Annotated in this window: 16 protein-coding genes; 5 read left to right on the top strand and 11 right to left on the bottom strand. The window is 67.2% G+C overall.

The window, feature by feature from the left end; translation table 11 throughout:
• Positions 1 to 7 precede the first annotated feature (7 nt).
• From OLX02_RS07150 to OLX02_RS07135, 4 genes are all read right to left on the bottom strand, one after another.
• Positions 8 to 1,345, bottom strand: a complete 1,338-nt coding sequence (locus tag OLX02_RS07150) for a PQQ-like beta-propeller repeat protein (RefSeq protein ID WP_264421494.1) — start codon at positions 1,343 to 1,345, stop codon at positions 8 to 10.
• 14 nt (positions 1,346 to 1,359) lie between these two features.
• Complete coding sequence (locus tag OLX02_RS07145; protein WP_264421493.1) at positions 1,360 to 2,127, bottom strand: tetratricopeptide repeat protein; 768 nt, start codon at positions 2,125 to 2,127, stop codon at positions 1,360 to 1,362.
• Between the two features lie 171 nt (positions 2,128 to 2,298).
• Complete coding sequence (locus OLX02_RS07140) at positions 2,299 to 3,447, bottom strand: glycosyltransferase (RefSeq protein WP_264421492.1); 1,149 nt, start codon at positions 3,445 to 3,447, stop codon at positions 2,299 to 2,301.
• A complete protein-coding gene (locus OLX02_RS07135; protein WP_264421490.1) occupies positions 3,444 to 4,319 on the bottom strand; it encodes an alpha/beta fold hydrolase in 876 nt (291 codons plus the stop codon). Before OLX02_RS07135 ends, OLX02_RS07140 begins: the two co-directional genes overlap by 4 nt.
• A 107-nt stretch (positions 4,320 to 4,426) precedes the next feature.
• On the opposite strand from OLX02_RS07135, the gene OLX02_RS07130 reads away from it, so the two are divergent.
• Both OLX02_RS07130 and astD read left to right on the top strand, forming a co-directional pair.
• Positions 4,427 to 5,830 (top strand): protein adenylyltransferase SelO family protein, encoded by a 1,404-nt coding sequence (locus tag OLX02_RS07130; protein ID WP_264422062.1) that lies wholly within the window; start codon positions 4,427 to 4,429, stop codon positions 5,828 to 5,830.
• A gap of 138 nt (positions 5,831 to 5,968) precedes the next feature.
• Positions 5,969 to 7,399 carry a succinylglutamate-semialdehyde dehydrogenase gene (astD, locus tag OLX02_RS07125; protein ID WP_264421488.1) on the top strand — a complete coding sequence of 477 codons (1,431 nt, stop codon included), beginning with the start codon at positions 5,969 to 5,971 and terminating at the stop codon, positions 7,397 to 7,399.
• 4 nt (positions 7,400 to 7,403) lie between these two features.
• Here the strand turns inward: astD and OLX02_RS07120 are convergent, their stop codons facing one another.
• Positions 7,404 to 7,646 carry a hypothetical protein gene (locus tag OLX02_RS07120; protein ID WP_264421487.1) on the bottom strand — a complete coding sequence of 81 codons (243 nt, stop codon included), beginning with the start codon at positions 7,644 to 7,646 and terminating at the stop codon, positions 7,404 to 7,406.
• Positions 7,647 to 7,770: 124 nt separating this feature from the next.
• Positions 7,771 to 8,256 (bottom strand): glycine zipper 2TM domain-containing protein, encoded by a 486-nt coding sequence (locus OLX02_RS07115; protein ID WP_264421485.1) that lies wholly within the window; start codon positions 8,254 to 8,256, stop codon positions 7,771 to 7,773.
• A 205-nt stretch (positions 8,257 to 8,461) separates the two neighbouring features.
• On the opposite strand from OLX02_RS07115, the gene rarD reads away from it, so the two are divergent.
• The gene (gene rarD, locus OLX02_RS07110; RefSeq protein WP_264421483.1) at positions 8,462 to 9,373 is read left to right on the top strand and encodes an EamA family transporter RarD; all 912 of its coding nucleotides are present in this window, start codon (positions 8,462 to 8,464) and stop codon (positions 9,371 to 9,373) included.
• On the opposite strand, the gene pyrC is transcribed toward rarD, so the two are convergent.
• On the bottom strand, positions 9,359 to 10,399 hold the full coding sequence (gene pyrC, locus OLX02_RS07105; protein WP_264421481.1) for a dihydroorotase: 1,041 nt from the start codon (positions 10,397 to 10,399) through the stop codon (positions 9,359 to 9,361). The two genes, rarD and pyrC, sit on opposite strands and share 15 nt — an antisense overlap.
• Positions 10,400 to 10,517: 118 nt before the next feature.
• Here pyrC and OLX02_RS07100 point away from each other — a divergent pair, with 118 nt between their 5' ends.
• Positions 10,518 to 11,261, top strand: coding sequence for a YgfZ/GcvT domain-containing protein (locus tag OLX02_RS07100; protein ID WP_264421479.1), 744 nt, complete (start codon positions 10,518 to 10,520; stop codon positions 11,259 to 11,261).
• Positions 11,262 to 11,271: 10 nt separating this feature from the next.
• Here the strand turns inward: OLX02_RS07100 and OLX02_RS07095 are convergent, their stop codons facing one another.
• Positions 11,272 to 11,856, bottom strand: coding sequence for a TetR/AcrR family transcriptional regulator (locus OLX02_RS07095; RefSeq protein WP_264422060.1), 585 nt, complete (start codon positions 11,854 to 11,856; stop codon positions 11,272 to 11,274).
• A 62-nt stretch (positions 11,857 to 11,918) separates the two neighbouring features.
• Here OLX02_RS07095 and OLX02_RS07090 point away from each other — a divergent pair, with 62 nt between their 5' ends.
• A complete protein-coding gene (locus tag OLX02_RS07090) occupies positions 11,919 to 12,821 on the top strand; it encodes a metal-dependent hydrolase (RefSeq protein ID WP_264421478.1) in 903 nt (300 codons plus the stop codon).
• Between the two features lie 27 nt (positions 12,822 to 12,848).
• Here OLX02_RS07090 and OLX02_RS07085 read toward each other — a convergent pair whose 3' ends face one another.
• The 3 genes from OLX02_RS07085 to rplU all read right to left on the bottom strand — a co-directional run bounded on the left by OLX02_RS07085 (position 12,849) and on the right by rplU (position 14,222).
• Positions 12,849 to 13,397, bottom strand: coding sequence for a GNAT family N-acetyltransferase (locus OLX02_RS07085; RefSeq protein ID WP_264421476.1), 549 nt, complete (start codon positions 13,395 to 13,397; stop codon positions 12,849 to 12,851).
• 235 nt (positions 13,398 to 13,632) lie between these two features.
• On the bottom strand, positions 13,633 to 13,902 hold the full coding sequence (gene rpmA / locus OLX02_RS07080; protein ID WP_264421475.1) for a 50S ribosomal protein L27: 270 nt from the start codon (positions 13,900 to 13,902) through the stop codon (positions 13,633 to 13,635).
• Positions 13,903 to 13,925: 23 nt separating this feature from the next.
• On the bottom strand, positions 13,926 to 14,222 hold the full coding sequence (rplU, locus tag OLX02_RS07075) for a 50S ribosomal protein L21 (RefSeq protein ID WP_264421474.1): 297 nt from the start codon (positions 14,220 to 14,222) through the stop codon (positions 13,926 to 13,928).
• Between the last annotated feature and the right edge of the window lie 120 nt (positions 14,223 to 14,342).

Below are 14,342 nucleotides of genomic sequence, written 5' to 3'. Positions count from 1 at the left end.
GATCGGCTCAACGGAAGGCGGTGATGCGGCCGCTGTCGTCCAGCACGAAGAGCGTCTGGTTGGCGACGACCGGCGCGAGCGAGACGGACGAGCCGACTTCGCCGAACGCGGTCACGGTGCCATCGGTGACCGAGGCCGTCTTGATCTCACCGCGCGAATTGGCAATCCACAGGCGGTTTCCGGCGAGCACGGGCCCGGTCCAGAAGATCGGATCCTGCTTCTTCTTTTCCTTCCGGAAGTGCTGAAGCTGCGTCATCCAGCGGACCTTGCCGTTGTTCTTGGAGATGCACAGCAGCTTGGCTTCGTCGGTCAGCGTGAAGATCCACTCGCCCGCGACCGAAGGGGTCGAGATGCCGGCGAGATTGAGTTCCCAGATACGCTGGCCGGTAACGAGTTCGTAGGCGGCCATGCGCCCGCCCTGCCCGAGAGCATAGACGCGGCCGCGCTCGATGATCGGATCGGCATCGATGTCCGTCAGGGTCGAGACCGAAGTCGCGATCGAGGTGCGCGCCAGCGCGTCGGACCAGAGCTGGCGGCCGTTTTCATAGCGGTAGGCGACGAGCTCACCCGAACTGTAGCCGGCGACGATCGTGCCCTGCCCGGCCGCAGGTGCGGCCACACCGAATACGCCAGTCTGCGCAACCGAGGCCGATTCGTTCCACAGCTGCGCCCCATCCGCCGCGTTGAGCGCGACGATCTGGTTGTCCTGCGTCATCACATAGACCGAGCCGAAGGCGACGGTAGGCGCGCCGCGGAGCGGACCGGCGGCCTTGACGCGCCACTTGGTCTTGCCCGTGGCGGCATCGAGCGCGGCCACTTCGCCAAGGCCGGTGGTGAGATAGACCGAGCCATCGTCATAAGCAGCGCCGCCGCCGAAGACCGAGGCGTTGTTTGCGTCCATGCGGAAGGTTTCCTTCCACGCTTCGCGGCCGGTGGCGGCATCGAGCGCGTGGACGGTGCCGAGCGTGTCCATCACGAACAGGCGACCATTCCCGATCACCGGCGCGGCAGCAAGGCGCTCCTTCTTGGACGAGCCTGGGATCGAAGCCGTCCAGATCTTGCGCGGCTGGTCCGCCAGCGCGAGATGGCCATTGGCCTTGGACGCGGTGCCGCCGGCCTGCGCCCAGTCGGCATTGGCTTCGGCAGGCGGCAGGACCACGTCCATCGACGCGATGGCCTGATCCACCTTGGTCCCCGCCTCGATCCGCGACAGCACCGGAACGCGGTCGCCAAGGGTGGGCGTGGACTTGGTCTTGCTCTTGCCGATGCCACACCCGCCAAGCGCGAGCGCCAGCACCATGACGCCTGCGGCCGAAGCGCGGCGGATACGGCGGTTGCGGTTCATTGTGTGCATCCTCGTCATTGTGCTTCGGCAGGCACGACCTGCACGGCCGCTGCCTCCGGATCTTCCACCGCATCGACGCCCAACTGGCCGGCGAGCTGGCGGACGCGGCGACGGAGCGATTCCGGCACCGACTTGTCCTTGGCGATGGCGGCGAACAGCGCCGCCGCCTGATCGTTGTGGCCCAGCTTCATCTGGGCGATCCCGACGAGTTCCCCCGCCGGTCCGAACCACGGATTGCCCGGCACGGCCAGCGACTTGAGCCGGTCGACCGCCTGCTGCGGCGGCATCTTGTCGAAACCTGAGGCGACTTCGCGCACGGTGGCAAGATCGCGATAGGCCTGCGGCGCGGCGCTGTCGGCAGCCACCTGCGCGAAAATGCGCTGCGCATCGGCATCCTTGCCCTGCTGCGCGGAAATGCCGGCCTGCATCAGGCGGGCGGCCGCGCTGTAGGATGGATCGGAAGCCTTGACGATGGGCGACAGCGCATCCGCGCCGGCCTTCATGTTGCCCGCTTCGACCTGGTCGAGCGCCTTGGTGAAAGCTTCGCCGTTTTCGCCGGCGACGGTGTTCTTGTGGTGATCGTACCAAAGGTACCCGGCCAGCCCGAGCAGCCCGGCGACCACTATGATGCCCACGGGGCGGCCATACCTGCGCATGGCTCCAAACACCTGGTCTTCGCGCAGCGCATCATCGACTTCGCGCAGGAAGACGTCCTGCTGCGCCGCATTGCGGACGGCGATCTGGTCGGCGCGGGATTGCGGGCGGTTCGGTCTCAGGGCCAAGGCTGGGCTTTCGATCGCAGGTAGGGCGGGAAATGCGGGTGTTGGGCGGGCGGAAAGCCCTGCGGGCGGTGTTTAGCGGATGAGGCCACCTTTTCAACTTGAATGATCGGGCGGCGGAGTCCTGTGCGGCGCCCGGCGTGAACGCGCGGTGAAGCGATGTCGAGCACCCATTCAGGGAAAACGCTCGCGGCCCAGCGCCGCTGCATAGAGCGCGGCGTAGTGCCGGGTCATGGCCTTGGCATCGAACTCGGCGCGCGCGCGGGTCTGGTTCGCTGCGCCGATGCGCCGGCGCAGCGCCTCGTCGGCGGCGAGATCGGCCAGCGCGCCGGCCAGCGCCGCCTCGTCACCCGCCGCGGTGATGAACGCCCGGTTCTCTGCGGACACGATGTCCGCCACGTCGCCCACCGCCGGGCTGGCCACGGCCAGGCCAGAGGCCATGGCTTCCACCACCGACAGGGGAAACTGCTCGCTGTCGGACGAAAGCGCGAACAGGTCGAACAGGCCGATGGCCTGTGCGGGATCGGGCACGTGCCCCGGCAGATGCACGCGGTGGCCGATGGCAAGGTCCATCGCCTCGGCCACGATCGCCTCGCGCTCCGGCCCCTCGCCCAGGATCACCAGCTGCCATTCGGGCGGCAGCGTGCGGAACGCGCGGACCAGCCGTCGCAGGTTCTTGACCGGCCGCAGCCCCGCCAGCGTCCCTACCCAGCGCTCACCCGGCCGCTTGATGATGCGGGGCAAGGCATCGGGCCTGGGCTTGCGACCATACGCCTTGGTATCGATGCCGTTGGGGATGCGGTGCACGCGCGCGGCCGGCTGCTTCCAGGCGTCCAGCGCGATCTGCTCCAGCCTGCGCGAGGGCACGACGATGCCGCTGGACCGCGCCAGCGCCATGCGGCGATACCAGTTGCGCGAGGTTTTCAGCCGCTCGGCCTCGTCCGCGTTGAAGCCGTCCTCGTGGTGGACCAGCGGGCCAAGGCCCATGCGCGGTGCGAACAGCGCGTGCGCCATGGCTGCGTCCATCGCGCCCCAGTTGTAAGTCAGGATCAGGTCGAAGCCCTGCATCGCGCGCGCCAGCGTTTGCAGCCGGCGCACAGAGAACCGCCCGGCAAGCGCGGGGAAGCCGATCGGGAAGCGCACCGGAATGGCCTTGGAAATCAACGCCGCCGCGCCGAGCTGCCCCGGTTCGGCCGAGACAATGCTGTGATCCACGCCCGGACCGAAGCGATTGATCAGGTCGACGCTTCGCCGCTCCTTGCCGCCCGCCCCGAAGGTGGAGTGCAGATGCAGGACATGAAGCCTCTCGCGCCGCGCGATCATGCGATGCGGGCGAGCAACCGATCGATGGCGGCCACCGCCTCCGGCTCGTCCAGCGTGGGCGCGTGGCCCACCCGGGGAATCGTGACCAGTTCCAGATCGGGATTGCGTGCGGCCATCCGCGCCGCCGTTTCAGGCGAAAGGATATCCGAATGGGCACCGCGCAGCAGCAGCAGAGGTCGACCGGCCAGCGAATCGAACACCGGCCACAGATCGGGCGCGGGCGCGCCATCGGGCGGCGTTTCCAGCGGCTCGGCAATCTTCATGTCGTAATCGAATGCGATGCGCCCGCCGCTGCCCAGCGCCATCGCGCGCTTTGCGATGCGCAGCCAGTCGCTGGTGTCGAAATCGGGATAGATATCTCCCTGGCTTTCCTGCAGCGCACGCGCGGCGTGCATCCACGTCTCGAAGCTGCGCCCCTGCCCCACATAGTCCCGAATCCGGTCGAGACCCTCGATTTCCACTTCCGGGCCGATATCGTTGAGCACGGCTGCGGCAATGCGCTCCGGCGCGCTGGCCGCCAGCATCATCGTCAGCAGACCGCCCAGCGACGTGCCGACCGCCACGAAGCGGTCGATTCCCTGATCCTGCAGCAAGGCCTCGACATCGTCGACATATTGCAGCGGATTGTAGCTCATCGGATCGCGCGCATAGTCGCTGTCTCCGCGGCCGCGCAGCTCGACGCAGAGAACCCGCCACGATCCGGCCAGCCGGGCCGCCAGATCCTCGAAATCGCGGGCATTGCGCGTCAGCCCGGGCAGGCAGATCACCGGCGGACGCCCCTCGCTTCCGGCCCCGACGCTTCCCGCATAATCGCGGAAATGCAGGCGAAGGCCATCGCGGCTCGACCAGCTGCGATCTTCATATTCGGCCATCGTTGAAGGCGTTCCTGTTGCTATGCCGCGCCACGTGGACGCGAAAAACGGTCACGGCGCAAGGCCTGCGCTTGCACGCCCTGATGCCTGCGCCCACTATTGCCGCGATGCAGTCCCAGCCGCAAGACGCCGTCTATCGCCCCGCCCCCCGGATCAAGGCCCTGGCCGACTGGCTGGGCGATCCCGTCGCCCCGGCGGATTTTCCCGAAACGAAACTGCGCTTCCGCAACGACCGCGCTGCCGCCGAGGTGGGGCTGGCGGGGCTGACCGACGATGCGTGGGTGGCGCACATGGGCCGGTTCACGGCGCTGCAGGGCAACCTGCCCCAGCCGCTCGCGCTGCGCTATCACGGCCACCAGTTCCGCGTTTACAATCCGGAACTGGGCGACGGGCGCGGGTTCCTGTTCGCGCAGATGCTCGATCGGCAGGGGCGGCTGATGGACCTTGGCACCAAGGGTTCGGGCCAGACGCCGTGGAGCAGGCGCGGCGACGGCCGCCTGACGCTGAAAGGCGCGGTGCGCGAAGTGCTGGCCACCGAAATGCTCGAAGCGCTGGGGGTCAATACCAGTCGCACGTTCTCGGTGATCGAGACGGGCGAGGCGCTGTGGCGCGGCGACGAGCCATCGCCCACGCGCTCCGCCGTGATGGTGCGGCTGAGCCACGGCCATATCCGCATCGGCACGTTCCAGCGCCTGCTCGCGCTCGATGCGGGCGAGGAAATGGCGCAGCTGGTGCAATATTGCCTTGCCAACTTTCCCGGCTCAGCCGGCCCGGAAGGCGCCAGCCCGGCGACGCGGTTCCTGCACCAGGTGGTCGAACGCATGGCCGACATGGCGGCGAGCTACATGGTTGCCGGCTTCGTTCACGGCGTGCTCAACACCGACAACATGAACGTTTCCGGCGAAAGTTTCGACTACGGCCCCTGGCGCTGGCTGCCGCGCTGGGACGCGGGTTTCACCGCCGCCTATTTCGACGAAGGCGGGCTTTACGCGTTCGGCAGGCAGCCCGAAGCGATTCACTGGAATTGCAGCCAGCTCGCCGTGTCGCTCCGCCTGCTGGAGGAAGCCCCGCCGCTGATCGAAGCCTTGCAGCGCTTCCCCGAGCTTTACCGCGCGGCGATGGCCCGGCGCTGGTGCTGGCGGCTGGGCGTGGTGCCGCGCGGGCTGGACGAGGACACCGCGCTGATCGGCGCGTGCGAGGGCGTGCTCGCGGAAAGCGGCATGGGGCCGGATGCCTTCTTCTTCACGCATCGGGGCGGCAGAACGACGGACGGCGGGACTGCTGCACTCGCTCTCAAGGAAGCGCTCGCCGCCTACCAGCCGGTCCCGTCCGTGCATTCCTATTGGAGCGACGACGCGCCGCAATCGATGCTGATCGAGGAAGTCGAGGCGATCTGGGCGCCCATTGCCGAAAGCGATGACTGGTCCGCCCTGGAGCACAAGGTCGCAGCGATCCGGCGAATGGGCGAAGCGCTCGGCCCGGCGCCACGGCCTGCGGGCCATGCCGATTAAGCGACAGGGCAGGACATATCCGGACTTGCCAAGGCCGCAGGGTCTATCTTTGGTTACCATTCCAAGGCTATTCATAGCGCATTGGATGCACGTGGCGCTGATGCGCGCCGGCATGACACAGGCCTGGGCTAGGGCAGAATGGACGCAGCGACCGTGACAGCCGGCGAAATCGTTTCCTATGAACCCGCGACCGGCGCGGAAGTGTGGCGCGGCAAGGTCGGCGATGTCGACGACGTGGTCGCGCGCGCGCGCAGGGCCTGGCCGACATGGGCCGCGCAGCCCCTCTCCACCCGCATCGAGCTGGTCCGCCGCTTCGCCAACGAAGTGCGCAAGGATGCCGACAAGCTGGCGACGATGATCGCGCGCGAAACCGGCAAGCCGATGTGGGAGGCGCGTGCCGAAGTCGAAAGCGTCATCAACAAGGTGGAGATTTCGGTCCGCGCCTATGCCGACCGGACCTCTCAGCGCAAGCTCGACAGCGCCTTGCAGGGCACCGCGGCGGTGCGCCACAAGCCCCACGGCGTACTGGCCGTGCTCGGCCCCTACAATTTCCCCGCGCACCTGCCGAACGGACACATCATTCCCGCGCTGATCGCGGGCAACGTGGTGGTGTTCAAGCCTTCTGAAAAAACCCCCGCCACCGGCGAAATGCTGGCCCAGTGCTTCCACCGCGCGGGCATTTCGGCCGCAGTGGTGCAAGTGCTGATCGGCGGCCCCGAACAAGGCCAGGCGCTGGTAGTGCATGACGGCATCGACGGCGTGCTGTTCACCGGATCGGCGCACGTGGGCATCGCGATCAACCGGCGGCTGGCGAGCAATCCGGGGAAGATCGTGGCGCTCGAAATGGGCGGCAACAACCCGATCATCGTGTGGGACACGCCCAAGATCGCCGACGCGGCGGCGCTTGTCGCGCAATCGGCCTTCACCACCGCCGGCCAGCGCTGCACCGCCGCGCGCAGGCTGATCGTGAAGAACGAACTCTACGACGCGGTCGTCGGCGAAGTGAAGCGGCTGGCCGACCGCATGATCGTCGGTGCCCCGTTCGATGACCCGCCGCCCTTCATGGGCCCGGTGATCGACAACCGCACCGCCGACGGGCTGACCGAAAGCTTCGTCTATCTGCTCTCCACCGGCGGCAAGCCGATCAAGCACATGGTCCGCCTGCGCGACGACCTGCCGTTCCTGAGCCCCGCGATCATCGACGTGACCGGCGTGGCGGAAAAGCCCGACGTCGAACTGTTCGGGCCGCTGCTTCAGGTGATCCGCGTGGACGATTTCGACGAGGCCATCGCCGAGGCCAATGCCACGCGCTTTGGCCTGTCCGCCTCGCTCGTGGGCGGCACGCCGCAGGACTACAACCGTTTCTGGGCCAACATCCGCGCGGGCGTGATCAACTGGAACCGGCCGACCAACGGCGCCTCATCGGGCGCGCCGTTCGGCGGCATCGGGCTTTCGGGCAACCATCGTCCCAGCGCCTACTATGCGGCGGACTACTGCGCCTATCCTGTGGCATCGACCGAAATGGAACAACCGCGCGCCGGCATCGGCGTGGGCCTGCGCGACGACTGACCCTTCAGCGAGAGCCAGCGCCGGAGGAATCGGGCTGCGGTAACGAGGGATCGATCGGCCCGCCCGGCACCACCGCCATGTTGCGCGCGTTCTGCTGCGAAAGATCGGGATCGACCATCAGCTGGCCCTCGATGGCCTCCGCCATCGCGGGATCTCGATCGGGCGCGCGGCGCGCCGCCTGCGGATCCGAACAGGCTGCGAGCAGGCACAACGATACGGCAGCGGAAATCGGACGGCCCGTGATCATGACCAGCGCTTAGCACGGCCCCGGTTAAGACGCTCTATCTTCGGCATACGACAAGGGCGCCCCGGCGGAACCGGAGCGCCCTCTCAACCTACCCTGGTGCGGCCCGAAGGGTGGTAAAACCGACTTAGCGGCAGCGCGAACCGCCACGATCGACTTCGCGGCCCAGCAGCGCGCCACCGGCGGCACCAAGGATCGCGCCAAGCGTGCGGTCGCCATTGTAGCCCGCAACTTCACGACCCAGCAGCGCGCCCGCCGCGCCGCCGATCAGCAGACCGGTGGTGCCATCCGAACGGCGGCAATAGGTGCGGCCATCGCGGCCCCGCCAGCTGGCGCCGCGGTAATAGTCGCGACGATTGTCATTGCCGCGATAGTAGCGGCGGTCGTCGTCGCCGCGGCCATAGTCACCCCGGCCGTAGTCGCCGCGATAACCGTTGTAGTCCCCGCGATAACCATCGTAGCCGCGATAGCGGTCGCCATGGTTCCAGCTCTGCTCCAGCTGCACCGTATTCGCCGACGGGGCGTGAAAATCGGCGGCGAGCACCGGGGTTGCCATGCCGGCGAGCGTGCCGGCAGCCGCCAGGGCCATCGCTGCGGTCTTGATGGTCTTCATGTTCGGTCTCCTGTTCCTGCGGCAATTCGCCCTCGGGTGAATCGTCGTTGGTTCATCCCTAGACCCTCCAAGCTGAACGGAATGCAACGTGGCTGTCAGGAACGCAGAATGCGACGAAGCGACCGGATCTGCCTGACGGGGCGAGAAAAGTGCCCCTTCCAACAACGGTGTTGGCGGATCGGGCGACGCCTGCCAGAGCACGGGGATGACCGACCAAACCAAGCGCGGCAACTTCGGCATCGTCGCCGCGATCCTCGCCTACCTGATGTGGGGCTTCCTTCCGCTCTACTTCCACGCGATGACGGCCGTGCCGGCGATCGAACTCGTCGCCTGCCGCATCTGCTTCACCCTGCCGCTCTGCCTGGTGATCGTCAGCGCGCGCCGCCAGTGGCCCGAACTCGTGGCGGCGGTCCGCACCCCGGCCATTTTCCTCCGACTCTGCGCCAGCGCCGCGCTGATCGCCAGCAACTGGCTGATCTTCGTGATCGCGGTGAACAACGGCCACGTGCTCGCGTCGAGCCTTGGCTACTACATCAATCCGCTGCTCAACGTGCTGCTGGGCACGCTGGTGCTGGGCGAGCGGCTGAACCGGACGCAGTGGCTGGCCGTCGGCATTGCCGCCGTGGGCATCGCGCTGCTGCTCTATGGCGCGGTCGACATGCTGGGCGTGGCGCTCGCGCTCGCGGTGAGCTTCGCGCTCTACGGCCTTGTGCGGAAGCTGACCCCGGTCGGCTCGGTGCCGGGACTGACGATCGAGACGGCGGTGCTGTTCATACCCGCGCTCGGCGCCGTCACCTGGTTCGCGCTGCAACCTGCCGGGTCGAGCCTGACGCATGGCACCGGCACCGCGCTGCTCCTTGCCAGCAGCGGCGTGCTGACGGCGGTGCCGCTGCTGCTGTTCGCCGTGGCGGCGCGCACGCTCGATCTGTCGGTACTGGGCTTCGTCCAGTTCCTCGCGCCGACGATCAGCTTCCTGCTCGGCACACTGGTGTTCGGCGAGCCGCTCGATACGGTGCGGCTTGCCTGTTTCCTGCTGATCTGGCTGGCGATCGGGGTGTTCAGCGCCGATATTCTCCGCCGGCGTCGGCTGGAAAGCCGCTCGTCACGCGGCGACTAGGCGCCAACCCAGCGTTTCGCCGGCGTGGAACGGCACGATGGTCGTGCCATTGGCATCGACCGTCGCCGGAACCTCGACGGGGGCCTTTTCCAGCGTGATCGTCCCTTCGTTGAGCGGCAGCCCATAGAAGCGTGGACCGTTCTCGCTGGCGAAGGCCTCGAACCGGTCGAGCGCGCCTTCCTCGTCGAACACCGCCACGTAGCTTTCCAGCGCGAAAGGCGCATTGAAGATGCCGGCGCACCCGCAGGCCGCTTCCTTCAGGTGCTGTGCGTGCGGAGCGGTATCGGTACCAAGAAAGAACTTCGTGCTGCCGGACGTTGCCGCCTTGCGCAGCGCCAGGCGGTGCTTCTCGCGCTTGGCCACGGGCAGGCAATAGGCGTGCGGGCGAATGCCGCCGACCAGCATCGCGTTGCGGTTGATGTGGAGGTGCTGGGGCGTGATCGTCGCGGCCACGCGCTCGCCCGCCGCCTGCACGAACGCAGCGGCTTCCTCGGTGGTGATGTGCTCGAATACGACCTTCAGGCCCGGCAGGTCGCGCACCAGCGGCGCCAGCGTGCGCTCGATGAACACGGCCTCGCGGTCGAAGATGTCGACGTGCGCGTCGGTCACCTCGCCGTGGATGAGCAGCGGCATGCCGATCTTTTCCATCCGCGCCAGCACCGGCATGATATTGGCAACGGCGGTCACGCCGTGCGCGGAACCGGTGGTCGCGTGCGCCGGATAAAGCTTCGCGGCGGTGAAAACACCCTGCGCGAAACCGCGCTCCACCTCGTCAGGGTCGGTCCCGTCGGTAAGGTAGAGCGTCATCAGCGGGGTGAAATCCAGCCCCGCCGGCAGAGCGGCGACAATCCGCTCGCGATAGGCGGACACGCCGGCCACATCGGTCATCGGCGGCGAGAGGTTGGGCATCACGATCGCACGCGCGAATTGCCGCGCGGTATAGGGCAGCACGCCGGCCAGCAACGCGCCATCGCGCAAGTGGACGTGCCAGTCATCGGGGCGGCGGATCGTGAGAGTCGTCGTCATGCCGGCCCTTTGCCACAACAGCGCCGCGCGACATAGCCCGCGCCATTCACCCACAGGGAATTCGCGGAGGCCGCGCCCGGAGTCTTGAATGCGGCGCGGATTTCGCCACTTTCGGGTCATGTCCTCACCCCGCCTGTTCGATCGTGCGCTCGTGCGCCTCGCCCCCGACTCTCCGGATGAGGATGTCGCCGCATTCCTCCAGGGCCTTGTCACCAACGATGTGACCGGAACGCTGCCGGTCTGGGCCGCGCTGCTGTCCCCGCAGGGCAAGGTCCTGTTCGATTTCATCGTCTGGCCGGACGGCGACGGTCTGCTGCTCGATTGCGAGGCGGAAGCCGCAGATGCGCTGGCGAAGCGCCTTTCGCTCTACCGCCTGCGCCGCAAGATCCGGATCGTGCGCGCCGACGATCTTGGCGTCTATTGGCAAGGCCATACCGGCGACGGCGCCGCCGAAGATCCCCGGCTGCGCGCGCTGGGCCAGCGCTGGATCGCACCTGTATCGGACGACGACGCTGCGGTGGACGCGGCGTGGCTGGCACACCGGCTCAAGCTGGGCGTGGCGGAAGGGCGGGCCGAACTCGGCTCGGACCAGACGCTCTGGCTCGAATGCAACGCGGTGGACCTGCACGGCGTGAGCTTCACCAAGGGGTGTTACGTCGGGCAGGAGAACACCGCCCGGATGAACTGGCGGCAGAAGGTCAACCGCCGCCTGGTGGTGGTGCCGCTGGACAAATCCGACCCGGCACGGCAGCGCATCGCCTACCCGGACCTCGGCCTAGCGGTGGATCACTTGCGCGTAGAGGATATCGCCCCGGCCAGCACGCCGCGGTGGATGGCGCTGGACGGCGCGGACAGCGCCTGACGCTCAGCGTCTAGCCCCCGGCCGGCGTCCGCTTTTCAACCACGGCGCAGAGCATGGCCTCCGCCGTATCGCGCGCGGCGGTACGCGGCAGATCGAGCGATCCCGCCAGCGGTCCGCCCATCAGCGCATCACCCAGCGCCAGCAGCACCAGCGCCTGAGTCGTTGCGCGGCTTTCAGCCGACGCGAACTCCTCGGTATCCATGACGAGATCGTGAATCGCCTCGACGATCGGATCGAGCGCGTCCTCGTTGCCCGAAACCAGCATCCACGATGCGAGCGCCCCGCCTCCTTCGCGGTCGAACGCATCGAAAGTCAGGTCGACGACATCGCGGGGGCTGCCCAGCCCGGTGCGGCTGGCGATCACAGCCTCGCGGATCGTCGTGCAGATGGTGCCGGCCAGATGCCCCGCGAGCGCCTTCTGCAAGCCCGACGCAGAGCCGAAGTGATGCAACAGGTTGGCGTGCGTGCGCCCGATTCGAGCGGCGACCGCCTTGAGCGTGACCGCCTGCGGGCCAGCTTCGATCAGCAGGCTGCGCGCCGCTTCCAGTGCGGCGATGCGGCTTTCCTCGGGGCTGAGGCGCTTCCTTATTGACATCTGTGTCAACTAATTTATCCCGAACTACTGACATACCTGTCAATTAGCGTGGGTAACACCAAATGACTGCATCTGTCCAATCCCTGGCCGTAGACGTAGCGGAACCCATCGGCAAGGCGCCGACCGCGACCCCGGCAGACCTCACCCTGACCGTGCGCGACCGCCGCTTCGGCCGCGATCGCAAGCTTGGCCGGTGGTGGCTGAACAACGACCCGGTCGGCTCCGCATGGTACAATGCCCTGTCGCTGACCTTTCCGCGCGGCGAGGCATTCTTCATCGAATCGGTGAAAGCCTTCCGCGATGGGGTGCCGCCCCGGCTAGAAGCCGAAATCCGCGATTTCATCCGGCAGGAAATCAACCACACGCGCGAGCACGTGGCGTTCAACCGCGCGGCGCAGGACGCGGGCTTCGACATTTCGGAAATGGACCGCCGCCTGGCCGAGAGCCTCGACGAAACCAAGACCCGCCCTCCCATCGCCAACCTCGCCTCGACCATGGCGCTCGAACATTTCACGGCGATCCTCGCGCTCGAGCTGCTCCGCACCCCCGCGCACCTTGCCGGCGGGGACGAGGAAACCGCCAATCTCTGGCGCTGGCACTCCATCGAGGAAATCGAGCACAAGGGCGTCGCCTACGACACCTGGCTGCACGCGACGCGGGACTGGAGCCGGTGGAAGCGCTGGAAGATCAAGTCGCTGATCATGCTCTCGGTGACCAACGAGTTCTTCCGGCATCGGTGGGCCGATACGCTCGAACTGCTGCGGCAGGACGGATTGACCGGGACGCGGATCAAGCTGCGGCTGGCCGCCTACCTGCTGTGGCAGCCCGGTCTTGTGCGGCGCATCCTGCCGCTGTGGATCAGCTTCTTCCTGCCCGGCTTCCACCCGTGGAACCATGACGACCGCGCGCTGATCGGCAAGGCGGAGCAGGACTTTCCCCAGACGGCAGCGATCGCCGCCGCCTGACGCAGGACCGGGGGATGCGGGCGGCGCTCAGGCCGCTCGCATCACCTCCATGTCGCCGTTGTCGGCGCCGGAAAGTTCAAGAGCATAGACCACCGTCGGCGCAACCGCCCGCCGGCCTTCGCCAAAGCGCGGGCAGATCTCACCGGTTGCGACAAACCCGGCCTTTTCAAGAACGTGACCCGAAGCCGGATTGTCGATGAAGTGGCTTGCCACGATCCGCCTGTGGCCGAGCGTGCGCGCAAGGTTGACCACGGCGCGAGCCGCCTCGGTGGCATAGCCCTTGCCCCAGTGCGACCGCCCGATCCAGAATCCCAGTTCGGTCTCGCCCTCGTGCTCGGACAGGCCCACGCTGCCGACCAGCCGCGTGCCGTGCGCACCGGGCAGGGTCACGAAGAAATGGGGGTGCCGGCGGTCCTGCGGCTGGTTCGCGAACCAGCGGGCATCATCGGGCCGGTAGGGCCACGGCGCGCGGGCCAGATTGCGCACAATCTGCTCGTCGTCGATCACCGCATGAAGCTCGGCCCAATCTTCAGGCCAGCCGGGCCGCAGAAACAACCGTTCGCTGCGAATGAACACTGAACTTCTCCTCATCCGCCCCGTCGCGCCGGCCTCTAACCGCCGGCGATGACAAGGATATTGCGACAGTCGCGGCTTTCATCCGGACTTGAGACGACCGGACGGCTGCGCGCGACGCTTCGGGTGAGGGAGAAACGAAAAGAGGGAGACGGGTTGGCCCCTCTCCCTCGTTCAGCTGGCCTGTGAAGACCAGCGGGGCCATCCCGTCAGGATGGCCCTTTGCATGACCATCCGATTATTCGGCGGCTTCTGCCATGGCATCGACCGACACGTACTTGCGGCCGAGCTTGCCAGCGTGGAAGCGCACGCGGCCTTCAGCCAGCGCGAACAGGGTGTGATCCTTGCCGATGCCGACGTTCACGCCCGGGTACACACGCGTACCGCGCTGGCGGATGATGATGTTGCCGCCGATCACTTCCTGACCGCCGAACTTCTTCACGCCGAGGCGACGGCCTGCCGAGTCGCGACCGTTGCGCGAGGAGCCGCCTGCTTTCTTATGTGCCATCTCGTCTTACTCCGATCTCGTGCTCAGGCGACCGAAACGATACGCAGCAGGGTCATCTGCTGGCGGTGACCGTTCTTGCGGCGGTAGTTGTGGCGGCGGCGCTTCTTGAACACCACGACCTTCTCCGACTTGGCCTGCGCGATGATCTCGGCCGAAACCGTGATCTTGGCAGCATCAGCCAGTTCGCCGTCAGCTCCCGCGAGGAGGACGTCACCCAACGTGATCGTGTCGCCGGCTTCACCCGCCAGCTTCTCGACCGCGATCTTGTCTCCGGCGGCAACTCGGTACTGCTTGCCGCCCGTGCGCACGATTGCGAACATGGTTCTTGCTATCCGTTTCAAATGCCTGGCCCACCAAGCACCTTGATTTGCATGAAGCGAATCTCGGACAGCGGGCAAATACACCGGTTTCCCGCCACATGCGGAAGCCCGGAAAGAGCG

Source organism: Novosphingobium sp. KCTC 2891, from assembly GCF_025938155.1.
GTDB lineage: Bacteria > Pseudomonadota > Alphaproteobacteria > Sphingomonadales > Sphingomonadaceae > Novosphingobium.
The sequence above is the reverse complement of the archived record's forward strand: the minus strand, read 5'-3'. Positions and strand labels throughout refer to the sequence as shown.